The sequence below is a fragment of the Xanthomonas boreopolis genome, from assembly GCF_046529185.1.
Classification (GTDB): Bacteria; Pseudomonadota; Gammaproteobacteria; order Xanthomonadales; family Xanthomonadaceae; genus Pseudomonas_S; species Pseudomonas_S boreopolis.
This window is the reverse complement of sequence record NZ_CP097162.1, coordinates 3,062,888-3,087,930: the sequence shown is the minus strand read 5'-3', so window position 1 is coordinate 3,087,930 and position 25,043 is coordinate 3,062,888. Positions and strand designations below refer to the sequence as shown.

Here is a 25,043-nt window from a genome sequence, read left to right as displayed (position 1 = left end):
GCGGGAGCGGCCGCGACCGCTCCCGCCGGGTCAGTCGTGCTGGCGCGGGTCCAGCGAGATCAGCCGGGTCACGTCCAACAGCGCGGCCGGCAGGTGCATGCCGCCGGGCGCGGCCAGATAGCGCGGGCGCCAGACAGGCGCGAACTTCGCCTTGAAGCGGCGCAGTCCGCTGAAGCCGTAGAAGCGCTCGCCGTGGCGGGCGACCAGGTTGGCGAAGCGGTTCCAGCGCCCGGCCAGGCGGTGCTGCGCCAGCCCCGACAACGGCGCCATGCCGAGCGAGAAGCGGGTGAAGCCGTTGCCGGCACCCCACAGGAACAGCGCGACGAACAGGTAGTCCATCGTGCCCTTGGGGGCATCGTTGGCGTGGCGCATCAGGTCCACCGACAGCTCGCCGCTGGCCTGCGCCTCCCAGATGTTGGCGAAGGCGACGATCCGCCCTTCGGCTTCCACCTCGACCACGCCCATCGGGAAGCGGCACAGGTAGTCCGGGTCGAAGCTGCCGAGCGAGAACCCTTTTTCCTCGCCGGCCTTTTCCTCCAGCCACTGGTCGGAGATCTCGCGCAGGCGCGGCAGCAGCGCGGCGACTTCCTCGGCCGGGACCATGCGGAAGTTCAGGCCCATGCGCTTGCCCTTGTTGTAGGCCTGGCGCAGTTCGGCGCGCTCGCGGCCTTCGAGGGTGAAGTCATGCAGCGGCACGATCGCTTCCTCGCCGAGCTTGACCAGGGTCAGGCCCAGGTCGAGATAGGTCTGCCAGTGCTGCTCGCCGACCTGGTAGAACACCGGGCGCAGGCCGAGCCGGTCGGCTTCCTCGCGGAAGCGCCAGATCAACGCGCGCGCGACCTCCGGCGGGCCGACCGGATCGCCCATCGAGATCAACGAGCCGCCGTAGCGCTGCATCATCACGAAGCCGGTCCTGGCGTCGTCGCGCAGCAGCGCCTTGTCGCCGGTCAGCGCCAGGCAGGCCTGGGTGTCTGCGCTGGCGGCGATCAACGGCCTGAGCTGCTCCAGCGTCTGCGGGTCGGCCGGCGGCAGCGGACGGCGCGCGCTGCGCAGCAGCCGCGCCAGGCCGAACACGATCAGGCACACGCAGACGATCAGCAGCGCCCGCAGGGCGCGCGGCGCGTTCGCCGAGGTGGCGAACTGCCACCACAGGTCGTTGCTGTACTCGACGTGGCTGTAGACGAAGAACAGCAGCCAGAACGTCGCCACCAGCACCAGGCCCAGGTTGCCGAGCCAGCGCCACGACCAGGCCTCGTCGAGCAGCGCGCCTTCGCGGTAGAACTCGCGGCGAGCCACCCACAGCGCCAGCGCGGTCAGCAGCGAGAACAGGGCCACCGAGTAGTGGCTGCCGCGCATCGGCGCCAGCGGTACCAGCGCCACGCAGATCGCCAGCGCCAGCGCCCATGCCGAATGGCTGCGCCGCTGCAGGCCCTGGCCGATCAGCAGCAGCACCACGCCACCGAGGCTGACCAGCAGGTGCGAGGTCTCGATCAACGGCAACGGCGCCACCTGCTGCCGCGACTTGGGCGTGGGCAGGGTGCCGTCGATCACCAGCACCGCGCCGACCGCGAACACCGCCAGCGCGATGATCTGCGGCAGCCACGGCCGCAAGGTCTTCCATGCCGCGCGCGCGCCGCTGGCACCGACCAGCGCAGGCTTGCGCAGGCCGGTCGCGGCGGCCATCGCGATCGAGATCAGCATCGGCACGATGTAGTAGGTGATGCGGTAGGCCAGCGCCGCCGCCAGCAGCGCCGCCGGCGCGACCTGCGGCAGCAGCTTGAGCAGGCTCCACTCGAACACGCCCAGGCCCGCCGGTACCGTCGAGACCAGGCCGGCGACCACCGCGACCAGCCACAGCCCGATGAAGCCGAAATAGCCCGTGCCGGGATCCGGCGGCAACAGCACGTAGAACGCGGCGCTCGCCAGCCCCAGCTCGAACACGCTCAAGGCGCTGACCACGAGCACCGTGCGCCGGTCGGGCACCCAGAAGCGGTGCGTGCCGAAGCCGAACTCGCGTCCGTGCCGGCCGACCAGGACCAGCATCGCGCCGTAGCCCAGCAGGATCGCGATGCCGGCGATGCGCACCGCGCCGGGCAGGATCGGCAGGGCGCGCGCGGCCGCTTCCGGTTCCAGGCACAGGGCCAGGCCGAGCAGCACCCACGCGCCGAACACGAAGCCCAGGGTGCTCATCAACACCACCTGGCCGATCTCGGCCAGGCTCAGGCCCACGCTGCCGTAGCCGCGCAACCGCACGGCGCCGCCGGTGAGCGCGGCGAAGCCCAGAGTCTGCCCGACCGCGTGCGCCAGGAACGCGGTGATGCCGACGCGCGCCGGATGCAAGCGCTTGCCGGTGCGCTTCAGCCCGATGCTGTCGAACCCGACCAGGCAGGCATAACTGCTCAATCCGAGCAGCAGCGTCAGCGCGATCTGCCCCGCGCCGAAGGCGCGGAAGGCTTCCCGGATCTGGCGATAGCCATGCTCGGTGAACTCGGCCGACAGCGCCCGCAGCGCCATCGCCAGGATCGCCAGGCTGACCAGGACCGGCAGGGCGCGCCGCCAACCGCTTGGGGGGGATGCCGGGGAGGCAGGGGTTTCCGTCATGGCGACAAGGGCCTGGAAGGACCGGGAGAGGGAGAAGGCCGGCATTGCCGGTCGTGCAGAACGCCAGGGCCGTGGTTCATCGTGCCGTCGGTGATCGGAGGACGGGACGCGTCATCGGACATCATGGTGGGTGCCTCCGATGTTGCCGGCGCGCATCATAGGGCAAAGCATTGTGAGCGGGCGTGGTGTCCGGGAGGACGATGGCGGCATGATGGAAACGGGGACGAGGGACGGGGAAGGGCAGGCTGCATGGATCGCGGCGGCGGGCCGGCTGGCGGCGATCGTCGGGTCGGCCTTCCTGGCATGGGTGGTGGCCTTGCAGTTCATGCGCGACGACCTGGCCTGGGTGGACGCGCAACTGAGCCTTTACCTGCATGGCCCTTATGGACTGGGGCTGCGCACCGCCTATTGCCTGATGGCGGCGGCGATGGCCGTGGTGGCCCTGGCGCTGCAGCGGGCGCTGCAAGCGGGCGCACGCAGCCGCACCGTGCTGGGCCTGTTCTGGTGCGCCGCGCTGGGACTGGGCGGCGTGGCGATCGGCGACAGCTGGTTGCCGGACCTGGCGCCGGACGTCGCGCCGCTGGTCCACCTGCTGTCGGCGCAGACCGCATTCCTGTGCGTGATCGCCGCGGTGCTGTTGCAGTCGTGGTGGTTTCGCCACGACCCCCGGTGGCGGGACCGGTTCGGGCCGGCCTTCGCCGTGGGCGTGCTGGCGTTTGCCGTGCTGGCCTGGAACGCCGGCGTGCGCAGCGCGCCGCGCGGATTGAGCCAGAAGCTGGCGATCGTGCTGATCGTGGGATGGCTGGTGATGGTCGGCGCATGGCTGGGATGGCGGAATCGCGCGGGGGCTGCGCCGCAGGCGACTTCGCGTGACAATGCCGATGTCCAACCCGAGGAACACTGAAATGCTGCAGCGATACGAGACCGGCACGCGCATGTCGGAGATGACCGTGGCCCACGGCCTGTGTTTCCTGGCCGGCCAGGTGGCCGAGGACGCCACGGCCGACATCCAGGGCCAGACCCGCCAGGTGCTGGCCGAGATCGACCGGCTGCTGGCGCTGGCGGCCAGCGACAAGACCAAGATCCTGCGCGCGGAGATCTTCCTCGCCGACATGGCCGATTTCGCCGCGATGAACGAAGTGTGGGACAGTTGGGTGGCCCCGGGGTTCACGCCGGCGCGCGCGACGGTGCAGGCCAAGCTGGCCAACCCGGAGTGGAAGATCGAGATCGTCGTCACCGCGACCATCTGAGCCATGCCGCCGCGGGCGGAGCAAGCTCCGCCCGCGGACGCCGATCGGCATCGGGCCCCGGCCATCTTCGCCCCCGTCGTGCCCGCCTGGACGGGCACGAGGCCATTCGATGCGGCGACCTGCGATCGTGCCGATCGAATCGCGGAACGACGGCGGGCCGGCCCGCCTTTACGGATGCGGCGGGGGCGGCTGCATCACGATGCAGTCCACGGGACAGGCCGGCACGCACAACTCGCAGCCGGTGCAGAGCGGCGCCAGCACGGTATGCATGTATTTCGCGCCGCCGACGATCGCATCCACCAGGCAGGCCTGGATGCACTTGGTGCACCCGATGCAGTCCGCCTCGACGATCCATGCCACCTGCGGCGGCTTGTGCTCGCCGCGGCCGCGGTCGTAGGGCCGGGCTTCGACGCCCAGCACGCGCGCGAGCGCACGCGCCCCAGCATCGCCTCCGGGCGGGCAACGGTCCACGCCGGCCTCGCCGCGCGCCATCGCCTCGGCATACGGGCGGCAACCGTCGAAGCCGCACTGGCCGCATTGGGTTTGCGGCAACAGGCGGTCCAGGCGTTCGGCGAGGTCGGCGATGGGGGACATGGGCGTGGCGCGAGGCTGCGGCAGGAATGATGCGTCAGGCGATCCGTCGCCCGCGATACCAGCGTTCGTGGGCGAGCGCGAGCATCGGCTTGTCCTCGCGGCTGTCGCCATAGGCGTGGATGCGTTCGAATCCCGCCAGGTCGAAACGGGAACGGACCAACCCGGCCTTGCCCGGGCCGATGTCCGTGCCATCGTAGCGCCCGGTCAGGCGGCCGGCGGCGTCCTGCTCCAGGCGATTGCAGAGCAGGTGCAGGCCGTGGCGTTCGCACCAGGGCGCCAGGTACAGGTCGAGCGAGCCGGAAACCAGCGCCACCGCATGCCCCTGCGCCTGGTGCCAGGCGATCCGCCGCATCATCTCCGGCCGCAGCAGCGGCGGCAGCACCTCGCGCGCGAACGGTTCGCCATGCGCGGCGATCTGCGCGGCATCGCGGCCGGCGAAGGCCAGCCGGGTCACGCGCGCGCGGATCGCCTTGGCCGAAACGAGCCCGGCGCGATAGCCCAGCAGCCAGGGGCCGACCTTCCACTTCGCCTGCGCCAACCGGTCGGGTGTGGCCACGCGACGCAGGAAACGCGCGTAGGTATCGCAGGTGGTGACCGTGTGGTCGAAGTCGAACAGGGCCAGTTGCATGGAGCCGGGGCTCTGGTTGGGAGACTCGGGGCCGGAGAAGCGGGCCGCCTGCGCGGGAGCGGGCAAGCGCGGATGCTTTCGCCGGGTCCCGCCCTCACCGCACCGGCATGCCCGGCTGCGCGCCGCTGTCGGCATCCAGCAGCGCCAGCGCGCCGCCGTCGAAGCCGGCCGACAGGATCATGCCTTCGCTCACGCCGAAGCGCATCTTGCGCGGGGCCAGGTTGGCGATGAACACCACGTTGCGGCCGACCAGCCGGTCCGGCTCGCCGTAGCTGGCGCGGATGCCGGAGAAGATCTGGCGCTTGCCCAGCTCGCCGGCGTCCAGTTCGAAGCGCAGCAACTTGTCCGAACCCTCGACGAACTCGCAGGCCAGCACCTTGCCGATGCGCAGGTCGAGCTTGGCGAAGTCGTCGATGCCGATGTACTGGCCGGCCTCTTCCTGCTTGGCGGCGGGCGCGGCCTTCGGCTCGGCGTTCTTGGCGGGCGCGGCGGCCGGGGCGGCGGCGAGGGTGTCCTTGGAGGCTTCGGTCATGGCGTCGATCAGTTTCGGGTCGATACGGGTGAACAGGGCGGCGTAGGGCTGGATCGCGTGGCCGCCGGCCAGCGGCCGGTCCAGGTCCTGCCACGACGTCACCGGCGCGGACAGGAAGGCCTCGGCCTCGGCGGTGGTGCGCGGCAGGATCGGCTTGAGCGCGGCGGCCAGGATGCGGAACAGGTTCAGGCCCTGGGTGCATACCGCCTGCAGCTCGGCGTCGGCGCCGTCCTGCTTGGCGATCACCCAGGGCTTGGCCTCGTCGATGTACTTGTTGGCCTCGTCGGCCAGCGCCATGGTCTGGCGGATCGCGGCGGCCGGGTCGCTGCGCTCGTAGGCCTCGCGGATCGGCGCCAGCGCGGCGGCGAAGCGGTCGTACTGGGCCGGGTCCGGCAGCGCGGCGGCCAGCCGGCCGTCGAAGCGCTTGCCGATGAAGCCGGCGCAGCGGCTGGCGAGGTTGACGAACTTGCCGACCAGGTCGGCGTTCACGCGCGCGACGAAGTCGCCCAGGTTGAGGTCCAGGTCGTCCACGCCTCCGGAGGACTTGGCGGCGAAGTAGTAGCGCAGCGCCTCGGGTTCCAGGCCCACGTCCAGGTAGGTGCGCGCCATCACGAAGGTGCCGCGCGACTTGGACATCTTGGCGCCGTCCACGGTCAGGTAGCCGTTGACGTGCAGCCGGGTCGGTGCGCGGTGGCCGGTGCCGTGCAGCACCGCCGGCCAGAACAGGCCGTGGAAGTTGACGATGTCCTTGCCGATGAAGTGGTGCAGCTCGGTCGCGGTGCCGGCGCGCAGGTGCGACTCGAAGTCCTCGCCGATCGAGGCGCACAGCGTCTTGAAGCTGCACAGGTAGCCGATCGGCGCGTCCAGCCAGACATAGAAATACTTGCCTGGCTGGCCGGGGATCTCGAAGCCGAAGTACGGCGCATCGCGCGAGATGTCCCAGGCGCGCAGGCCGCCCTCGGCGTCCAGCCATTCCTTGAGCTTGGCCTTCACGCCCGGCAGCGCCACGTCGCCGGCCAGCCAGTCGCGCAGGAAGCCCTCGAAATGCCCGACCTCGAAGAAGAAATGCTCCGAGTCGCGGATTTCCGGCGTGGCGCCGGAGATCGCCGACTTGGGCTCCTTCAGGTCGGTCGGCGCGTAGGTGGCGCCGCAGACCTCGCAGTTGTCGCCGTACTGGTCCGGGCTGCCGCAGTTGGGGCAGATGCCCTTGATGTAGCGGTCCGGCAGGAACATGCCCTTGGCCGGGTCGTAGAACTGCGCCACCGAGCGGCGCGCGACGTGCCCGGCCTGTTCGAGCTTCAGGTAGAACTGCTCGGTCAGCTCGCGGTTGACCGGCGAGTTGGTCGAGTCGTAGTGGTCGAAGGCCACGCCGAAGGCGGCGAAGTCGCGCTCGTGGCTGGCCTTGATCCCGGCGATGAAGGCCTCCGGCGTCACGCCCGCCTTTTCCGCCGCCAGCATGATCGGCGTGCCATGGGTGTCGTCGGCGCAGACGAACCAGGTCCTGTCGCCGTTCAGGCGGCGCGCGCGGACCCAGATGTCGGCCTGGATGTAGCCGACCAGGTGACCCAGGTGCAGCGGGCCGTTGGCATAGGGCAGGGCGGTGGTGACGAGAGCGGTGCGGGTCATGATGATGGTGTTGCGGGGGACAGGGGATTATCGCACGCCCAAAACAGGCGACCCGGCCTGGGCCGGGTCGCTGTCCTGGAGATGCGGGCCGCGCGCGGTCAGTCGCGGATCCAGGTCTGGGTGCGGCCCAGCGCTTCGATGCCGATGTAGCCGCGCATCTGCAGTTTCTTGCCGCCGTCGGTCAGGGTGATCTTGGCCTTGTAGGTCTTGCCCTTGGCCGGATCGAGGATCGAGCCGCCGTCCCAGACCTGCGCGCCGTCCGGCTTCAGGCCCCACAGGATGGTCATGCCCTTGATCGGCTTGCCCTTGCGTTCGCCGTCGCACTTGTCGCAGACCGGGTTGGGGCCCTTGTCCGACTGCAGGATCTCGACCACCTTGCCGGTCAGTGTGCCGTTGGCCGCCTGCTCGATCTCGACGATCGACTTGGGCTTGCCGGTGCTGTCGTCGATGGTCGTCCAGCGGCCGACCGGGGTTTCGGCGGCCTGGGCCAGCATCGAGGCCGCCGCCAGCGGCAGGGCGAGCAGCAGGGCTTTGCATGTGTTGCGCATGGTTCCCCTCCCAGGGATGTCGTGACCGGCGCGGGGCCGGGATGGAGCCGACTGTATACCCATTCGCTCGGGTACGGAAACCATGCGGCGAGGGTCAGCGCTCCTGTTCGTACAGCTCCAGCGGCAACTCGTCCGGATCGGCGAAGAAGGTGAAACGGCGGCCGGTGTACTCGTCCACGCGGACCGGCTCGCAGGCGACGCCGTGCGAGGCCAGGTGGGCGACGGCGGCGTCGAGGTCGCCGACGCGGAACGCCAGGTGGCGCAGGCCGCGCGCTTCCGGGCGGCTGGGGCGCGGCGGCGGCGAGGGGAAGGAGAACAGTTCGATCTGCCCGCCGTCGGGCAGCGCGAGGTCCAGCTTCCACGAGTCGCGCGATTGCCGGTAGTGCTCGGCCAGCACGCGCAGGCCCAGGATGTCGCGATAGAAGTGCCGGGAGCGTTCGTAGTCCGAAGCGATGATCGCGACATGGTGGATGCCGGCCAGGCGCAGGCCGGATTCGCTGGGCGGATGGGACGTGGACGCGGACATGGGGGGACGTTGATGCGGTGCGGCAGGCCAGCATAGCGCAGGCCTCCCTTGCGTCCGCCGGTGCCCTTGGGCAGGGCCGGCCTGCTCGTGCCGGGCGCGGCGACGTGCATGCCCGGCTACCATGTCGCGATGGCCCAGGCGGCCGGAACGCGACGATGGCACCGGACCTTCCCGACGCTGCAACGGATCCGCTCGCGCGGCTGCTGGCCGGCGATGGCTGCATCGTGCTCGATGGCGCGCTGGCGACCGAGCTGCAGGCGCGCGGCTGCGACCTCGACGATCCGCTGTGGTCGGCACGGGTCCTGCTGGAGCGACCGGAGCTGATCTATCGGGTGCACCGCGACTACTTCGAAGCGGGGGCGCAGTGCGCGATCACCGCCAGCTACCAGGCGACCCCGCAAGGGTTCGCCACGCGCGGGCTCGACCTGGCGCAGTCCCGGCGATTGATCCGGCGCAGCGCCGAGCTGGCGCAGCAGGCGCGCGCCGATCACCTGCAAGTCCATCCGGATGCGGGGCCGCTGCTGGTGGCCGGCTCGATCGGCCCGTACGGCGCCTGCCTGGCCGATGGTTCGGAGTATCGCGGCGACTATGCGTTGCCGCGCGAGCGGATGCTGGCGTTCCATCGGCCGCGCATGGCCGCGCTCGCGGACGCCGGCGTGGACCTGCTGGCCTGCGAGACCCAGCCGTCCGCGCCGGAGATCGACGCGCTGCTGGGGTTGCTGGAGGAATTCCCGGCGATGCGCGCGTGGTTCACCTTCACCCTGCGCGACGCGACGCACCTGAGCGACGGCACGCCGCTGGCGGACGTGGTCGCGCGCGTGCAGGCCAACCCGCAGGTGGTGGCGCTCGGCATCAACTGCATCGCGCTGGAACGGGTGGAGGACGCGCTCGCGCACCTGGCATCGCTCACGCGATTGCCGCTGGTGGCCTATCCCAATTCGGGCGAGCGCTACGACGCGGCGGACAAGACCTGGCACGCCGACCCCGGGGCTACCGGTACGCTGGCCGGGTGCGCCTCGTCCTGGCGCGCTGCGGGCGCGCGCCTGATCGGCGGATGCTGCCGCACCACGCCGCGCGACATCGCGGCGTTGGCGATGCGATTGCATCCAGCCAAGGACGACGCCTAGGCGGCCTGCCGGTGCTCCCGGCATGCCTCGCAGTGCCGCCTGCCGCCATTCCCCGCCTGCGCGGTACTGAAGATCGATCCCGCGATGCCGGCCAGCGAGAGGCCGGGGCCGTCGCCGCCCCGGCCACGCCTACGACGACGGCTTGCCGCCCTTCTTGGAGGCGATCCAGCGGCCGATCTTTTCCTGCAGGACGTCCAGCGGCACCGAGCCGTCCTTCAGTACCTCCGCATGGAATTCGCGGACGTCGAACGCCGGGCCGAGCTCGCGGCTGGCCTGATCGCGCAGCGCCTGCATCTTCAGCTCGCCGATCTTGTAGGCCAGGGCCTGGCCGGGGATCGCCATGGCGCGCTCCACCTCCGCCTCGGCTTCCTCGCGGGTGGCGGGAGCGTTGTCGAGGATGTAGTCGATCGCCTGCTGCCGGCTCCAGGCCTTGCCGTTGAGGCCGGTGTCCACCACCAGCCGCACCGCGCGCCACAGTTCGTTGCGCAGGTAGCCGAAGTAGCTGTACGGGTCCTCGTACAGGCCCAGTTCCTTGCCGAGCGATTCGCTGTACAGCCCCCAGCCTTCGACGAACGCGGTCTCGCCGCCGAACCGGCGGAAGCGCGGCAAATGGCCGAGTTCCTGCTGCAGGCCGAGCTGGAAGTGATGGCCGGGCACGCCCTCGTGCAGGAACTGGTCCTGCGCCTCCCAGGTCCTGCGCTTGGGCAGGTCGGAGGTGTTGACGTAGAGCGTGCCGGGACGCGAACCATCGGCGCTGGGCGGCAGGTAGGACACCGCCGAGGCGGTCTGCGCGCGGTACGGCTCCACCGGCTTGATCTCGAAACCCGCCTTGGGCACCAGCGAGAACAGCCTGGGCGCGCTGGCCTGCACCCGCGATTGCAGCGTGCGGTAGTAGTCCAGCAGTTCCGCCTCGCTCCTGAAGGCGAAGCGCTTGTCTTCCTGCATCGACTTGAAGAACTTCTGCAGCGATCCGCGCGCGCGGGTCTGCTTCATCACGTCCTGCAACTGCGCCTGGATGCGCGCGACCTCGTCCAGGCCGATCCGGTGGATCTGCTCGGGCGCCATGTCGGCCGAGGTGGTGCTCTGGCGCACGTCGTAGGCGTACCAGGCGGCGCCGTTGGGCAGTGCGCCGCGGCCGTCGGTGTCGCGGCAGGCCGGCAGGTACTCGGTGGCGATGAAGCCGCGCAGCGCGCGATAGGCCGGCATGATCCGGTACTCGATCATGCGCTTGTACTCGGCGGCGATGCGCGCCTTGTCCTCGGCCGGGAACGACTCGGGCATGTTGCGCACCGGAGCCCAGAAGATGCTCTGTTCGGCGGTCGGCTTGATCAGCGCGTCCAGCTGCGGCAGCACTTTCTGCATCAGCACCTTCGGCTGCACCACGCCCGCCTTGATGCCTTCGCGCATGTTGGCGATGGCCTGGTCGAAGAGGTCCGGGATGCCCAGCGAGCGGCGCGACCAGTCGTCGTAGTCCTGCACCGTGTTGAACGGCTGCGCTCCGGTGCCTGAGCCGAGCATCGCCATTACGTTGGCGACGTTGTAGTACTGGTTGATCGGCAGCATCCAGCTCGGGAACTGTTCGGCCGCCAGGGCGTTGTTGGCGTCGCGCACGAAGATCTCGTAGCTCAGCAGGTCCTGGCCGGACAGGCCGTCCGGGCCGATCGCCTCCACCTTGGCCAGCCATTCGGTGACGAAATCGTGGGATTGCTGGCGGAAGGCGGCGGACAGGAAGTTGGGAAGCTGGTCGTTGTAGCGGCCATCGCCCTGCAGCGTGGCCTGCAGCGGATTGAGCTTCAGCGAGGCGTCCCAGTACTGGTCGTAGAGCGCGTTCAGCCGCGTGGCCTTGTCGACCTTGGCCGGGGCGGGGGCCGGCTTGGGCCGGGCGGCCCGGGTCGACTTGGCGGCCTTCGCGCGCGCCTGCTGGCTGGTCTGGGACTTGGCGTTCTTCTTCTTGGCCGCCTCGGCCGGCGGTGCCAGCGACAGGCTCAATGCCGCCGCGATGGCGAGCGAAAGCAGGCGGGAAAGCGGCAACGGCATCGCGGGCTCCGGCAACAAGCGAGCCGGGGAGCTTGCCCGATCCGGAAGCGTACGGCCAGCGATCCGGCACGCGCGGCGCGGCAAGGATTCATGCTCGTGAGAGGCGGGGGCGGCCTGCCGGTATGCCGACGACGGCAGGGGTTCCCGCCGCGCCAAGCGTTGCCTCCGCCCGGCGAAGGCCCGCTATGCCGCGGCTTCCTCGCGCAGCCGTTGGGCGCGCGCCGCGCCGAGATAGGCGGTGATGCCGCGGCGCATCACGTACAGCAGCGGGATCAGCAGCACCGCGAACAGCATCTTGTAGACGTAGTTGACCGTGCTGACCGCCAGGAACAGCGACAGCGGCCAATGCTGCGGCCCGATCACGAAGGCGATGTAGATCACCACGAAGCTGTCCACCAACTGCGACACCGCGGTCGAGCCGGTCGCGCGCAGCCAGACATGCTTCTCGCCGGTGGCGCGGCGGATGCGGTGGAACACCGCCACGTCGATCAACTGGCCGACCAGGAACGCCACCAGCGACCCGGCGATCGTCCACATGCCCTGGCCGAACACCGCGGCGAACGCGGCCTGGTAATCGGGCACGCCCTGCGACTGCGCGGCCTGCACCCACCAGCCGGCGGGCGCGAGATGGATCGCGGCGAACGCGAACAGGAAGCCATAGCCGATCAGGCCGACCGCGATCCACGAGATGAAGCGCACGCCGCGGCTGCCGAAGAACTCGTTGATCGTGTCGGTCATGATGAACACGATCGGCCACAGCAGCGTGCCCGCGGTGAAGCTCAGCGAACCGGTCTGGCCGAACAGGTTCCAGTTCAGCGGCGCGATGCCGAGGGTGTCCTCCAGCGCGAAGATCTTGACGCCGATGAACTCGGCCAGCGCGGCGTTGACGCAGAAGAACGCCGACAGCGCGATGAACAGCCTTACCGCGCGGTCGTCGAGCGTGCGCGCCGGGTGCATGCGTTCAGCGGTCCGCGGTACGGGTGAAGGGCACCGTCTCGGGCGAGACCGCGCCGCCGGAGATGATGAAGCTCATCGCCTGGTCCACGCTCCAGTCGGTCGGGGTCAGCAACTCCACCGGCACGATTTCCAGGTAGCCGGAGGTCGGGTTGGGCGTGGTCGGCACGTAGACGGCGGCCAGCTCGCGGCCGGTGCCGTGCTCGCGGATCACCCGGGTGACCAGGCCGACCGATTTCATGTCCCGGTGCGGGAAGTCGATCAGGACCACGCGCTGGGTGCTGCCCGGCTGGGTCTGCAGGATGTCCAGCAGCTTGCGCGCGCTGTCGTAGACGATGCTGGCCAGGGGAATGCGCCGCATCACCGCCTCGAACCAGCGCAGCAGGCGCTGGCCGATCACCTTGCGGCTGAGATAGCCCACCAGCAGGATCGCCAGCAGCGTCGCCAGCAGGGCGATGGTGTTCTGCACCCACAACGCCTCGATCCAGTCCAGCGACCCCGGGAACGAGGCGGCGATCCGGGCCGAGAGCGGCACTACCCACGGGCTGCTGATGCCCGACAGCAGCACGAACACGAACTTGACCACGACCCAGGTCAGCCAGACCGGCAGCAGGGTGAGAAGGCCCGTCAGGAAGACTCGCTGCAGGGAGGGGCGGGGGTGTGCGGCAGCATCGGGCGACATCCGCCCATTGTAGTGGAGCGCAATGCCGCGGTGCAGCGTGTCTGGCGGCCGGCGCCGAAGGCCGGGATGACTACCGGCACATCCGCTATACCGAAGTTGAGGATAGTGTTGCCTCCAACCTAGTGGAGGCCGCCATGGTGGATGTCGAAGCCCAGCTCAGGAAGTTCCAGAAGGAGCTCAGCGCCGGCACCGTGTCGCTGGCCCTGCTGGCGGTGCTCGACCGCGCCGAGGAACCGCTGTACGGCTATCTCATCGCCAAGCGGCTGGAGCGGCTCGACGGGGTGCTGAGCGGCAAGCAGAGCGCGCTCTACCCGGTGCTGCGCAACCTGGAAGGCGCCGGCCTGCTGGACAGCCACGTCGAACCGTCGCAGGCGGGCCCGCCGCGCCGTTACTACCGCATCACCGAACACGGGCGCGCCTGCCTGCGGCAATGGGCCGAGGCCTGGCGCGCCACCCGGGATTCCGTCGATTCCGTACTGGAGGGGGACAACGCATGACCACCGAACGCACGCCTCGGCCGCTGCCGACCACGATTCCCGAATACCTGGCGCAACTGCGCCGGGCGCTGGCCGGCGCCGACCCGGCGATGGTCCAGGACGCCCTCTACGACGCCGAGGAATACCTGCGCTCGGAACTGGCCGAACAGTCCGGCAAGAGCGAGGCCGAGGTCATCGCCGAGGTCGCCGGCAGCTACGGCGCGCCCGAGGAAGTGGCGGAGATCTACCGCGAGACCGAAGTCACGGTGACGCGCGCGCTGCGTCCGCCGCAACCGCCGAAACGGCGCTCGCCGCTCGGCCGCTTCTTCGGCATCGCCGCCGACCCGCGCACCTACGGCGCGCTCTTCTATCTCGTGCTGGCGCTGGCGACCGGCATCTTCTATTTCACCTGGGTGGTGACCGGCTTCTCGCTGTCGCTGGGCCTGTCGGTCACCATCGTCGGCCTGCCGCTGCTGGTGCTGTTCTTCGGGTCCACGCGCCTGCTCGCGCTGGTGGAAGGGCGGGTCGTGGAGACCTTGCTCGGCGTGCGCATGCCGCGGCGCCCGCCGCATGCCGGCCCGCCCAAGCCGTGGCTGCAGCGCATCGCCGACATGTTCACCGACGCGCGCACCTGGAGCACCTTGCTGTACTTCGTGCTGATGCTGCCGCTGGGCGTCGTCTACTTCACGGTGACGACGGTCCTCACGGTGTGCTCGCTGGCCCTGTTGCTGAGTCCCCTGGCGTTGCTGGCGCCGGGCCACACGGGCATCTACGTCGACGACTGGAACCTGGCCGCGGACGCGCCCTGGCTCTCGATCCCCATGGCCCTGGCCGGCGTGCTGATGCTGTTCGCCACGCTGCACCTGGTGCGCCTGCTCGGGCACGTGCACGGCCTGTTCGCCAAGCACCTGCTCGTGCGCGGCAATTGACGCGGGCCGCCGCGAAACGCGAACGCCGCGGGCGACCGCGGCGTTCGAGCGTTCCCGTACAGCGGGGGGGGGGCGTCAGGCGCCGCGCCTGCGCCGCAGCGGGGTGACCTTCGCGCCCGCCGAGCCACGGCGCTGGCTGACCGGCACCGCATCGTAGCGGGCGATGAACTCGCGCACCTGCGGGTAGACGATCTCGCGCCAGCGGCGCCCGCTGAAGATGCCGTAATGGCCGGCGCCTTCCACCACCAGGTGCTTGCGGTCGGCTTCGTCGATGCCGGTGCACAGCGCATGCGCGGCTTCGGTCTGGCCGAGCCCGGCGATGTCGTCCAGTTCGCCCTCGATGCTCAGCAGCGCGGTGTTGCGGATCGCCGACGGCTTGACCAACTGCCCGCCGACCTTCCACTTGCCGCGCGGCAGCAGGAATTCCTGGAACACCACGCGGATCGTGTCGAGGTAGTAGCGCGCCGGCATGTCGAGCACGGCGTTGTACTCGTCGTAGAAGCGCCGGTGCGCCTGCGCGTCCTCCAGGTCGCCCTTGACCAGGTTGGTGTAGAAGTCCCAGTGCGACATCACGTGCCGGCTGGGATTCATCGCCAGGAAACCGGCATGCTGCAGGAAGCCGGGATACACCTGCCGGCCATGGCCGGGATAGGGGTAGGGCACGGTGTGGATGACGTTGTTCTCGAACCACTCGATCGGATTGCGGGTGGCGAGGTTGTTGACCGCGGTGGGGCTGCAGCGCGCATCGATCGGCCCGCCCATCATCACCAGCGACTCCGGCGTGCGTTCGCCCTGCGCGGCCATCAGCGACACCGCCGCCAGCACCGGCACCGTCGGCTGGCACACGCTCATCACGTGCAGGCGCGGCTGGTGCTCGCCGATGTGGCGGATGAATTCCCGGACGTAGGCGATGTAGTCCTCGAGGCTGAAATCGCCTTCCTCGACCGGCACCATGCGCGCGTCCACCCAATCGGTCACGTAGACCTTGTGGTCGCGCAGCAGGGTGCGCACGGTGTCGCGCAGCAGCGTGGCGTGATGGCCCGACAGCGGCGCCACCACCAGCACGGCGGGCTGCTGCTTCATCCGCGCCATCAATGCCGGGTCGTCGCTGAAGCGCTTGAAGCGCAGCAGGCGGCAGAACGGCTTGGTCAGCACCTCGCGCTCGATGATCGGCAGCGAATGGCCGTCGACCTCGACGTCGTCCAGCGCCCAGGCCGGCTTCTCGTAGTCCTTGGTGAGGCGATGCAGCAGCTCGTTGCTGGCGGCCAGGCGGTCCGCGCCGGGCAGGGTGGCCCACAGGCTGTCCGGACTGGAGAACATCTTGGCGTTGGCCTGGGCCTGGTGGACCCACGGGGCAAGCAGATTACGGGTCAGCTCATGCAATTGGTAAAGCACGTCACCCATCCGTCTGGCGGTTTGCTGCCGTGCAGCATACCCGAATTGGCGCATTTGCACCTTAATGGGGTTTTCCTGCTTTGCAGGCGCGGGAAGGGGTTCAAGCCTTTTCCAGCGCCGACGCATGCCCGTCGAGCGCCGGAGACAGCCAGCAGTGCGAGCCGACCGCGGTGAACCCCGCCTTGGCGAAACGGGAGCGATACCAGCGCGCGGGCCGCGCCTGGAAACCGGCATGGTCGCCCTCGAACTCGTCCTCGGCCGTGAACAGTTCCAGGAACGCCACGCCGCCGCACAGCTCGGCCAGGCCCGGCAGGCCCTGCGCCAGTTCGCGGCTGGGCACGTAATGCAGCACGTCCGAGCAGACCAGCAGGTCGACCGGCGCACACGGGCGCAGCCAGGCGAAATCGCCGAAGCGCGCCAAGTGCACGTTGCGGCTGCGGCCGTAGCGGCGCACCGCGTACTCGCTGCCGTCGAAGCCGAGGTAGCTGGCGCGCGGGCGCAACTCCCGCAGCGGCGCGCGCCACGCGCCTTCGCCGCACCCGATGTCGAGCACGCTGCGGATCGGGCGTTCCAGGTAGTGCTCGGCCTGCGCGACGGCCAGTGCGACCTTGCGTCGCAGGCGCGCCCGGTCGTGCAGGCCGGCCTTGCCGTACCAATGCCGGAAGTAGTCGCGGTCGTAGGTCTTGTCCATCGCGTACGGTGTTTCGCCTGGCCGGATCGGTGAAAATGCGCGCCATCCTACACGCGAGCCGCGGAGCCAGCGCATGACCCTGTACCTGTGGATCAAGACCTTCCACCTGCTGTTCGTGATCGCCTGGATGGCGGCGGTGTTCTACCTGCCGCGCATCCTGGTCAACATCGCCGAAACGGAAGGGCAGGCCGACGTGCGCGCGCGGCTGGTCCTGATGGGCCGCAGGCTGTACCGCTTCGGCCACAACATGTTCGGCCTGGCGGTGGCGCTGGGGGCGGTGCTATGGCTGGGATACCGCTTCATCCCGGATTTCCCGACCATGGTCGGCCCGGGCACCGGTTGGCTGCACGCCAAGCTCGCGCTGGTGGTGGCGATCCTGGCCTATTACGTCTTCACCGGGCGCTGGCTGAAGGGCGCCGAGCAGGGCAAGCCGCTGCCGGGCTCGCGCACGCTGCGCCTGTTCAACGAACTGCCCCTGCTGGCGCTGGTGGCGATCATCTGGCTGGTGCTGTTCAAGCCGTTTTGACGGCCGTGATGGGGCATTCGCGATCCGCAAAAGCGGCGTGCCAGCCATGCCGCTTTTGCGGATTCCCCATTACGAACCAGCCATCGCGGCTCCTCACGCCGCCTCGTACGCCCCGTAGCCGCGCAGGCGCTCGTAGCGCTTTTCCAGCAGCTGGTCCACGGGGATCTTCTCCAGCGCGTCCAGTTCGTTGAGCAGCACCGCCTTGAGGCGCTTGGCCATCTGGGTCGGATTGCGATGCGCGCCGCCGGTGGGCTCGCGCACGACCTTGTCGACCAGGCCCAGGTCCTTCAGGCGCTTGGCGGTCAGGCCGAGCTGTTCGGCGGCATCCTTGGCCTTGGCCGCGTCCTTCCACAGGATCGAGGCGCAGCCTTCCGGGCTGATCACCGAATAGGTGCCGTACTCGAGCATCAGGGTGCGGTCGCCGACGCCGATCGCCAGCGCGCCGCCCGAGCCACCTTCGCCGATCACGGTGCAGATCACCGGGATCTTCAGCTCGGCCATCTCGATCAGGTTGCGCGCGATCGCCTCGGACTGGCCGCGCTCCTCGGCATCGATGCCCGGCCAGGCGCCGGCGGTGTCGATGAAGGTCAGCAGCGGCAGCCGGAAGCGCTCGGCCAGCTTCATCAGGCGCAGCGCCTTGCGGTAGCCCTCCGGCTTGGGCATGCCGAAGTTGCGGCGGATCTTCTCCTTGGTGTCGCGGCCCTTCTGGTGGCCGATCACCACCACCGGGCGGCCGGCGATGCGGGCCAGGCCGCCGACGATGGCCTTGTCGTCGGCAAAGGCGCGGTCGCCGGCCAGTTCCTGGAACTCGTCGCACATGACCCGCAGGTAGTCCAGCGTATACGGGCGCTGCGGATGGCGCGCCAGCTGCGAGACCTGCCAGGCCGAGAGATCGCGGAAGATCTGGGCGGTGCGCAGCCGCAGCTTGTCCTGCAGGGCACGCACTTCGACCTCCACGTTGACCGCCGGGCCGGTGCTGGCGTTGCGCAGCTCCTGGATCTTGGCTTCCAGGTCGGCGATGGGTTGCTCGAAGTCGAGGTAGTTCGGATTCATGGGACGCCGTGAGGAACCAAAGGGGCGAAGTGTAGCCGAATGCTCCGTCGCGGCCCGTACGCCCCGGTGCGGATCGATGCCGGAAACGGTCGAGCTCCGGCCGCCGAAGACCCAAGGAGGACGCTTGGCCGATACCGCCCGTCGGGACTGAAGTCCCTCCCACGAGGAGCAGACTGCATCGGGCGCATGACGACCCAGGACGCAGGTTCCGATCGAACGCGAAGGATCCCAACGAAAAACCCCGGCGCTTGGCCGGGCTTCGGGACGAGCGCTTTACTGCCGCTGGGCGGCGTGGCGCGAAGCGCCGGGCTGCACGTAGACCAGGCGGGTGCCGGCATCGCGGCTCGGCAGCGCCGGCTCGAACGAGCGCAGGTAGGCGGTGTAGACGCGGCGCAACTCGCCGGTGTCGTAGGCCAGGACCGGCGCCAGGCTCGGCAGGCCGGCATCCTCCAGCGCCGTCAGGTAGGTCGGCGACGGCATGCCGGGGTTCACCACGTAGGAGAAGGTGCTGGGGCCTTCGACCACGTGCTGGTAGTAGCTCACGAAATCGCGCGCGGCGAAGATCTTGGCATCGGCCAGCGCATCGTCCGCACGGGCGCGGCCGACTGGCGGCGCATCGTGCACGCCGGCGCGCCAGCTGCGGTTGATGATCAGTTCGTCGTTCAGGCGGTACGGGCCTTCGTAGGTGGTCCCTTCGAGGGTGACGCCCGGGTGGGCGTCGTCGAAGCGGCTCACCACCGGCTCGTGCGAGGGCGAGGTGGTGCTCGCGATGACGTAGGCGCTGCGGGTCGGGTTGATCAGCCCGCCGCGGTCGGCCGAGGACACCAGGAAGTTGATGTCGCCCAGCGCATCGGTGTGCAGGGTATGGGCGCCCGCGTCCAGCTGCAGGGCGACCGAGCCGCCGGCCGGCACGCGGTGCTCGGTGCCGTCCACGGTCACCGTGATGGCGGAAGCGGTCGGGTTGTCGATCTCGTAGGCTTTCGGGGCGGCGCTGCAGCCTGCGAGCAGGGCAACGACCAGCGGAGCGGCGAGCAGGGCTTTCATGGTGGGGAGTCCTAGGCCGTCATGGGTCCGAGAGCGCAGTGTGCGCCCGGGGGTGTGTACGGCGCCTTTACGCATTCATGCGGCGCGGCCGGCGCTTCGCGGGCCGCGCCCGTGCCACTTCGGACGGCATGGTCTCGCGGATTGCTGAGACGCCGGCCGGCCTCGCCCGGAACGGGAGGCGGCCTTTCATTGCGCCCACGGCGGGTTGTACTTGACCTTGAGCGCGCGTACCGCCGGGTCGCCGCGCAGGGCGTCGATCAGCTGCGGATCGACCCGGACCGAGCCGCTGCCGTTCAGGTCCAGCATGCCGGCCACGCCGCCCTTGGGCGAGCGCAGCAGCAGGTCCAGCCGCAGCGGCGTGCGTCCGGGGCGGTGGCGGGCGAGCAGGGCATCGATGCGCTGCCAGGCCTGGCGGTCGCGCAGGTCCAGCCGCAGCATCAGGCGCTGGGCGTGCTGGGCGCAGATCTGCTCGTAATCCCAGCACTGGCGGATGCGCAGGCTGTAGCCGCCGTTGAATTCGTCCTCGCGCAGGCCGCCGCGCACGATCAGGATGCGGTCGCGGGTCAGCAGGTCGCCGAACTCGGCCATCGCATCGGAGAACGCCGAGCATTCCACCCGGCCCCGGCCGTCCTCCAACTGCACGAACACCTGGCTGTCGCCCTTGCGGCGCACGCCGACCACCATGCCGGCCAGGACGGCGTTGACCTCCGGGCGCCAGGCGCGCTTCTCGCCGTCGCCGCCCCCGCCGCCGCGCTGCTGTGAGGCGACGATCTTCTCCAGGGCGCCCAGGTCGCAGCCGACCAGCTCCTTCACTTCCTCGCGATACGGGTCGAACGGATGGCCGCTCAGGTACAGCCCGAGCGTCTCGCGTTCGCCGTTCAATACCTGCGCGAGCGGCCATTCCTTGCTTTCCGGCAGCTCCAGGTGGATCGCCGGCGCCGACAGGTCGGGGCCGCCGAACAGCGAGTTCTGCCCGGACTCGCGCTCCTTGGCCATCTGGTCGGTGGCCTTGAGCACTTCCGGCAGCTGTAGCATCAGCGAGGCGCGGTTCTTGCCCAGCCCGTCCAGCGCGCCGGCGTTGATCATCGCCTCGAGCGTGCGCCGGTTGAGCTTGGACGAATCCACCCGCGTGCAGAAATCCAGCAGCGAGGTGTACTCGCCGCCGCGCTGGCGCTCCTCGACGATCGCCTCGCAGGCGCCGCGGCCGACGCCCTTGATCGCGCCGATGCCGTAGCGGATGGTGTCCGCGTTGGCGGCCTCGAACATGTAGGCCGATTCGTTGACGCGCGGCGGCAGCACCTGCAGGTTGAGGTTGCGCGCCTCGTCGAGGAAGCCGACCACCTTGTCGGTGTTGTCCATGTCCGAAGACAGGGTCGCGGCCATGAACTCGGCCGGATAGTGGCGCTTGAGCCAGGCGGTCTGGTAGCTGACCAGCGCGTAGGCGGCGGCGTGCGACTTGTTGAAGCCGTAGCCGGCGAACTTCTCCATCAGGTCGAAGATCTCGTCGGCCTTGGCCGCGTCCACGCCACCCTTGGCCGCGCCCTCGCGGAAGATCTCGCGGTGCTTGGCCATCTCGGCCGGCACCTTCTTGCCCATCGCGCGGCGCAGCAGGTCGGCGCCGCCGAGCGAGTAGCCGCCGACGATCTGCGCCATCTGCATCACCTGCTCCTGGTACACCATGATCCCGTAGGTGTCCTTCAGGATCGCTTCGGTGCGCGGGTCGGGATAGATGATCTCCTGCTGGCCGTGCTTGCGCGCGTTGAAGTCCGGGATCAGGTCCATCGGGCCCGGGCGGTACAGCGACACCAGCGCGATCAGGTCCTCGAAGCGGTCCGGGCGCGCGTCCTTGAGCAGGCGGCGCATGCCCGAGGATTCGAACTGGAACACCGCGCCGGTGTTGCCCGAGGCGAAGATGTCCTTGTAGGTGGCCGGGTCGTCGAGCGGGATCGCGGCGATGTCGATCGGCGGGATGCCGGCGCGCGCATGGCGCCGGTTGATCGCCTTCACCGCCCAGTCGATGATCGTCAGCGTGCGCAGGCCGAGGAAGTCGAACTTCACCAGGCCGACTTCTTCCACGTCGTTCTTGTCGAACTGGGTGACCGGGTTCTTGCCGCGCCCGCCCTCGTCGTGTTCGGCGAACAGCGGGCAGAACTCGGTCAGCGGCTCCGGGGCGATCACCACGCCGCCGGCGTGCTTGCCGGCGTTGCGGGTCAGGTCCTCGAGCTGGCGCGCCAGGTCGATCAGGTCGCGGACGTCGTCCTCGTTCTGGTAGCGCTGGATCAGCTCGGGCGAGGCCATCTCGCTGTCCTTGCCTTCGCCCATCGCATCCTTGAGCGTGATGCCGAGGATGTTGGGGACCAGCTTGGCGACGCCGTCCACAAGGCCGTACGGGAAGCCCAGCACGCGGCCGGCGTCGCGCACCACCGCCTTGGCGGCCATGGTGCCGTAGGTGATGATCTGGCTGACGCGCTCGCGGCCGTACTTGCGCGCGACGTAGTCGATCACCTCGTCGCGGCGGTCCATGCAGAAGTCGATGTCGAAGTCCGGCATCGACACGCGCTCGGGATTGAGGAAGCGCTCGAACAGCAGGTTGTACGGCAGCGGGTCCAGGTCGGTGATCTTCAGGGCCCACGCCACCAGCGAACCGGCGCCGGAACCGCGGCCCGGCCCGATCGGGATGCCGTGGTTCTTGCCCCACTGGATGAAGTCCGCCACGATCAGGAAGTAGCCGGGGAACCCCATCTTGATGATGGTGTCGAGCTCGAATTCGAGCCGCTCGAAGTAGTCCTCGCGGGTCTTGCCCGGCGCCAGCGGGTTCTTCTGCAGGCGTTCCTCCAGGCCCTCGCGCGACTGCTTCTGGATCCAGGTGTCCAGCGTCTCGTCGTCGGGCACCGGGTACTTGGGCAGGAAGTAGGTGCCCAGGCGCATCTCGATGTTGCAGCGCTTGGCCAGCTCGAGCGTGTTGTCGATCGCGTCGGGGATGTCGGCGAACAGCTCGCACATCTGCTCGGACGACTTCAGGTACTGCTCCGGGCTGTACTCGCGCGGCCGCTTGGGGTCGTCGAGCACGCGGCCGGAGGCGATGCACACGCGCGCCTCGTGCGCGTCGAAGTCCTTCTCGTGCAGGAAGCGCACGTCGTTGCTGGCCACCACCGGCAGGCCGCGCGTGCCCGCGGCATGCAGGGCGAAGCGGTTGAACGCCTCCTCGCCGTCGCGGCCGGTGCGGGTCAGCTCAAGGTGCAGGCCGTCGCCGAACACGCGCTGCCAATCGGCCAGGCTCTGTTCGGCCAGGTCGTGCCGGCCTTCGGCGAACAGCCGGCCGGCCAGGCTCTCGCGCCCGGCGAGCGCGAACAGGTTGTGGTGGTGCTCGGCCAGCCACTCCGGGTGCACGGCCACGCCGCCCTCGGGACGATGCCCTTCGAGCCAGGCGCGCGAGATCAGCCGCGACAGGCTCAGGTAGCCCTCGCGATCGCGGCACAGCAGCGTCAGCCGCCACGGGGCCTGGTCGGGTGTGGCGATCATCACGTCGGCGCCGGCGATCGGCTTGATGCCCACGCTTTCGGCCGCCTTGTAGAACTTCACCAGCGCGAACATGTTGTTCAGGTCGGTGACCGCCAGGGCGGGCAGGTCGAGTTCGACGGCGCGGCTGAGCAGGTTGGCCTGCTTGGCCTTCTTGGGATCGGCCTGGTCCGGTTTCTCGGGCACGCGGATCGTGGAATCCGCCATCGAGAATTCGGTGTGGATATGAAGATGAACGAAGCGGGACGTGGTCATGCCGGATCACTGCGGTGACCGGGCAGGGTAGTCCGGAGGGGGCGGAGCGACAAGGCTTGACAGCCGGGACCCGGGTCCGGGGCCCCGGGGCTTCGCTAGGAGAGCTCCAGGTCGTGGCTGGGGAGGCTTTCCAGGGGCGCCGGTGCGGGATCGCGGGCTCCATCGCCTGCAAGGCAGTCGCGCACCGGCGCGAAGCTGCGCCGGTGTTCGGCGCATGGGCCATGCCGGCGCAGCGCGGCCAGGTGCGCCGGCGTGCCGTAGCCCTTGTGCTGGTCGAAGCCGTATTCCGGATGGCGCAGGTGCAGTTCCTGCATGTAGCGGTCGCGGGTGACCTTGGCGACGATGGACGCGGCCATGATCGTGCGGTCGCGGGCATCGCCGCCGACCAGCGCCTCGGCCGGGCAGGGCAACGCCTTGGGCACGCGGTTGCCGTCGATCCTGGCATACCGCGCGACGTGCGCGACGTCCTCCAGGGCGCGGCGCATGCCGAGCATCGTCGCCTGGAAGATATTGAAGCGGTCGATCTCCTCGACCGCCACCAGCACCACGCTCCAGGCGAGCGCGCGTTCGACGATGCGCGAGTACAGCACCTCGCGGCGCTCGGCGCCGAGCTGCTTGGAGTCGTCCAGCCCGTTGATGCGCGGCTTGGACGGATCGAACACCACCGCCGCCACCGCCACCGGTCCGGCCAGCGGGCCGCGGCCGGCCTCGTCGACGCCGGCGTAGAGCCGGAGGTCGGGGGCCGGGGATCCGGGGAACAGCGGCAATCCGGAGGACGGGGCTTTCATCGCGGCACCCGCTCCGGGACCCCGGCCCCCGGTGCCGGGCCCCGCACCAGCTCCGCCACCGCCTCGGCCGCGCGCGCCGAAGCGTCGCGGCGCAGTTCCGCGTGCAGTTGCAGGTACTTCGGCTGCAGGCGGGCCACCGCCTCCGGGTGCCGGAACCAGTGCAGCACGGCCGCGGCGAGCTTCCCGGGCGTGCAATCGTCCTGGATCAGCTCGGGCGCCAGGTCCTCGTTCGCCAGGATGTTGGGCAGCGCGTAGCGGTTCACCTTGATCAGCTTCAGCGCCTTGACGATGCGGGCGGTCAGCGGCGCGACCTTGTAGCCGACCACCATCGGGCGCTTGACCAGCATCGCCTCCAGCGTGGCGGTGCCGGAGGCGAGCAGCACCACGTCGGCGGCGATCATCGCGGTGCGCGCCTGGCCGTCGAGCACGTGCGAGCGCAGTACCGGCAGGGCCGAGCGCGACAGCTGCTCGGCGATCAGCGGCTTGCAGCCCGGGTTGGCGGCCGGCACCAGCACGTGCAGTCCCGGCAATTGCTCGGACAGCTGCCAGGCGGCCTCGAAGAAGGTCTCGCCCAGACGGCTGATCTCGCCGTGGCGGCTGCCGGGCAGGATCGCCAGCACCGGGCTGGACGACGACAGCCCGAGTTCGGCGCGGGCCGCGTCGCGGTCGACCTGGTAGGGGATGGCGTCGGCCATCGGGTGGCCGACGAAGCGCGCATCCACCCCGTGCCGGTGGTAGATCGGCGGCTCCATCGGGAACAGGCACAGCACCATGTCGGCGCTGGCGCTGATCTTCTCGGCGCGCTTTTCCTTCCACGCCCATACCGAGGGGCTGACGTAGTGCACCGTGCGCACGCCGCGCTGCTTGAGCCAGCGCTCCACCGGCAGGTTGAAATCGGGCGCGTCGATGCCGACGAACACGTCGGGCTGCCAGGCCAGGGCGCGCTCGCGGAACTCGCGGCGCAGCTTGAGCAGCCGCGGCAGGTGGCGAAGCACCTCGAACAAGCCCATCAGCGACAGCTCGCTGGCGTCGAACCAGGTCTCGCAGCCGGCGTTGCGCATGGCATCGCCGCCGATGCCGGCGAACTGGGCATCGGGGTAGCGCTTGCGCAGTTCCTCGATCAAGCCGGCGCCCAACAGGTCGCCGGACGTCTCGCCGGCGAGCAGGGCCACGCGCAGCGGCGCTGCGCGGCGATCCGTGATTCGCGATTCGCGGTTCGAAGAAGCTAGGACCATGAGCGCGCCCGCATTGCTTTTGCTTTT

The 25,043-nt window shown here is 69.7% G+C and carries 21 protein-coding genes and 1 pseudogene; 6 read left to right on the top strand and 16 right to left on the bottom strand.

Translation table 11 applies throughout. The features are described from left to right. Positions 1-30 precede the first annotated feature (30 nt). Positions 31-2,601, bottom strand: a complete 2,571-nt coding sequence (mprF, locus tag M3M27_RS13890; protein ID WP_434025992.1) for a bifunctional lysylphosphatidylglycerol flippase/synthetase MprF — start codon at positions 2,599-2,601, stop codon at positions 31-33. A 208-nt stretch (positions 2,602-2,809) separates the two neighbouring features. Between mprF and M3M27_RS13885 the strand changes: the two genes are divergently transcribed. Together M3M27_RS13885 and M3M27_RS13880 are read left to right on the top strand one after the other, a co-directional pair. Next, entirely contained in the window at positions 2,810-3,505 is a 696-nt protein-coding gene (locus tag M3M27_RS13885) for a DUF998 domain-containing protein (protein ID WP_434025990.1), read from the top strand. Between the two features lies 1 nt (position 3,506). After that, a complete protein-coding gene (locus M3M27_RS13880; RefSeq protein WP_140722224.1) occupies positions 3,507-3,851 on the top strand; it encodes a RidA family protein in 345 nt (114 codons plus the stop codon). A gap of 168 nt (positions 3,852-4,019) precedes the next feature. Here the strand turns inward: M3M27_RS13880 and rnfB are convergent, their stop codons facing one another. From rnfB to gloA2, 5 genes are all read right to left on the bottom strand, one after another. Continuing rightward, positions 4,020-4,445, bottom strand: a complete 426-nt coding sequence (gene rnfB, locus M3M27_RS13875) for an Rnf electron transport complex subunit RnfB (RefSeq protein WP_434025988.1) — start codon at positions 4,443-4,445, stop codon at positions 4,020-4,022. 34 nt (positions 4,446-4,479) lie between these two features. Next, positions 4,480-5,073 carry an HAD family hydrolase gene (locus M3M27_RS13870; protein WP_434025987.1) on the bottom strand — a complete coding sequence of 198 codons (594 nt, stop codon included), beginning with the start codon at positions 5,071-5,073 and terminating at the stop codon, positions 4,480-4,482. A gap of 94 nt (positions 5,074-5,167) precedes the next feature. After that, the gene (metG, locus tag M3M27_RS13865) at positions 5,168-7,231 is read right to left on the bottom strand and encodes a methionine--tRNA ligase (protein ID WP_434025986.1); all 2,064 of its coding nucleotides are present in this window, start codon (positions 7,229-7,231) and stop codon (positions 5,168-5,170) included. Positions 7,232-7,329: 98 nt separating this feature from the next. After that, positions 7,330-7,779: a DUF2147 domain-containing protein gene (locus M3M27_RS13860; protein ID WP_140722215.1), complete on the bottom strand. Its 450-nt coding sequence runs from the start codon at positions 7,777-7,779 to the stop codon at positions 7,330-7,332. 94 nt (positions 7,780-7,873) lie between these two features. After that, positions 7,874-8,266, bottom strand: coding sequence for an SMU1112c/YaeR family gloxylase I-like metalloprotein (gene gloA2 / locus M3M27_RS13855; RefSeq protein ID WP_140724164.1), 393 nt, complete (start codon positions 8,264-8,266; stop codon positions 7,874-7,876). Positions 8,267-8,460: 194 nt separating this feature from the next. On the opposite strand from gloA2, the gene mmuM reads away from it, so the two are divergent. Beyond that, the gene (mmuM, locus tag M3M27_RS13850; protein WP_140722213.1) at positions 8,461-9,432 is read left to right on the top strand and encodes a homocysteine S-methyltransferase; all 972 of its coding nucleotides are present in this window, start codon (positions 8,461-8,463) and stop codon (positions 9,430-9,432) included. A gap of 129 nt (positions 9,433-9,561) precedes the next feature. Here the strand turns inward: mmuM and M3M27_RS13845 are convergent, their stop codons facing one another. The 3 genes from M3M27_RS13845 to M3M27_RS13835 all read right to left on the bottom strand — a co-directional run bounded on the left by M3M27_RS13845 (position 9,562) and on the right by M3M27_RS13835 (position 13,105). Next, entirely contained in the window at positions 9,562-11,469 is a 1,908-nt protein-coding gene (locus M3M27_RS13845; protein WP_434025985.1) for a DUF885 domain-containing protein, read from the bottom strand. Positions 11,470-11,652: 183 nt separating this feature from the next. Beyond that, a complete protein-coding gene (locus M3M27_RS13840; RefSeq protein ID WP_140722209.1) occupies positions 11,653-12,426 on the bottom strand; it encodes a queuosine precursor transporter in 774 nt (257 codons plus the stop codon). Between the two features lie 4 nt (positions 12,427-12,430). Beyond that, positions 12,431-13,105, bottom strand: a complete 675-nt coding sequence (locus M3M27_RS13835) for a DUF502 domain-containing protein (RefSeq protein WP_140722207.1) — start codon at positions 13,103-13,105, stop codon at positions 12,431-12,433. 134 nt (positions 13,106-13,239) lie between these two features. Between M3M27_RS13835 and M3M27_RS13830 the strand changes: the two genes are divergently transcribed. Continuing rightward, positions 13,240-13,602 (top strand): PadR family transcriptional regulator, encoded by a 363-nt coding sequence (locus tag M3M27_RS13830; protein WP_140722205.1) that lies wholly within the window; start codon positions 13,240-13,242, stop codon positions 13,600-13,602. Further along, positions 13,536-14,510 carry a sensor domain-containing protein gene (locus M3M27_RS13825; RefSeq protein ID WP_434025984.1) on the top strand — a complete coding sequence of 325 codons (975 nt, stop codon included), beginning with the start codon at positions 13,536-13,538 and terminating at the stop codon, positions 14,508-14,510. Before M3M27_RS13830 ends, M3M27_RS13825 begins: the two co-directional genes overlap by 67 nt. A gap of 75 nt (positions 14,511-14,585) precedes the next feature. Here the strand turns inward: M3M27_RS13825 and M3M27_RS13820 are convergent, their stop codons facing one another. Beyond that, positions 14,586-15,905: a polyhydroxyalkanoate depolymerase gene (locus M3M27_RS13820; RefSeq protein ID WP_218569633.1), complete on the bottom strand. Its 1,320-nt coding sequence runs from the start codon at positions 15,903-15,905 to the stop codon at positions 14,586-14,588. A gap of 100 nt (positions 15,906-16,005) precedes the next feature. Next, complete coding sequence (locus M3M27_RS13815) at positions 16,006-16,596, bottom strand: class I SAM-dependent DNA methyltransferase (RefSeq protein ID WP_434025982.1); 591 nt, start codon at positions 16,594-16,596, stop codon at positions 16,006-16,008. Positions 16,597-16,669: 73 nt separating this feature from the next. Between M3M27_RS13815 and M3M27_RS13810 the strand changes: the two genes are divergently transcribed. Next, the gene (locus M3M27_RS13810) at positions 16,670-17,122 is read left to right on the top strand and encodes a CopD family protein (protein WP_140722197.1); all 453 of its coding nucleotides are present in this window, start codon (positions 16,670-16,672) and stop codon (positions 17,120-17,122) included. 93 nt (positions 17,123-17,215) lie between these two features. Here the strand turns inward: M3M27_RS13810 and M3M27_RS13805 are convergent, their stop codons facing one another. The 5 genes and pseudogenes from M3M27_RS13805 to lpxB form a co-directional block, all read right to left on the bottom strand. Next, positions 17,216-18,175 (bottom strand): acetyl-CoA carboxylase carboxyltransferase subunit alpha, encoded by a 960-nt coding sequence (locus M3M27_RS13805; RefSeq protein WP_140722195.1) that lies wholly within the window; start codon positions 18,173-18,175, stop codon positions 17,216-17,218. Between the two features lie 273 nt (positions 18,176-18,448). After that, positions 18,449-19,219, bottom strand: a complete 771-nt coding sequence (locus tag M3M27_RS13800) for a hypothetical protein (protein WP_434025981.1) — start codon at positions 19,217-19,219, stop codon at positions 18,449-18,451. Between the two features lie 186 nt (positions 19,220-19,405). Then, positions 19,406-22,993: a DNA polymerase III subunit alpha gene (gene dnaE, locus M3M27_RS13795; RefSeq protein ID WP_140722189.1), complete on the bottom strand. Its 3,588-nt coding sequence runs from the start codon at positions 22,991-22,993 to the stop codon at positions 19,406-19,408. A 95-nt stretch (positions 22,994-23,088) separates the two neighbouring features. Continuing rightward, on the bottom strand, positions 23,089-23,781 hold the full coding sequence (locus M3M27_RS13790) for a ribonuclease HII (protein WP_434025979.1): 693 nt from the start codon (positions 23,779-23,781) through the stop codon (positions 23,089-23,091). Next, a pseudogene (gene lpxB, locus M3M27_RS13785) lies at positions 23,778-24,968 on the bottom strand (lipid-A-disaccharide synthase); the annotation flags it as partial. The gene M3M27_RS13790 and the pseudogene lpxB, both read right to left, overlap by 4 nt. Positions 24,969-25,043 lie beyond the last annotated feature (75 nt).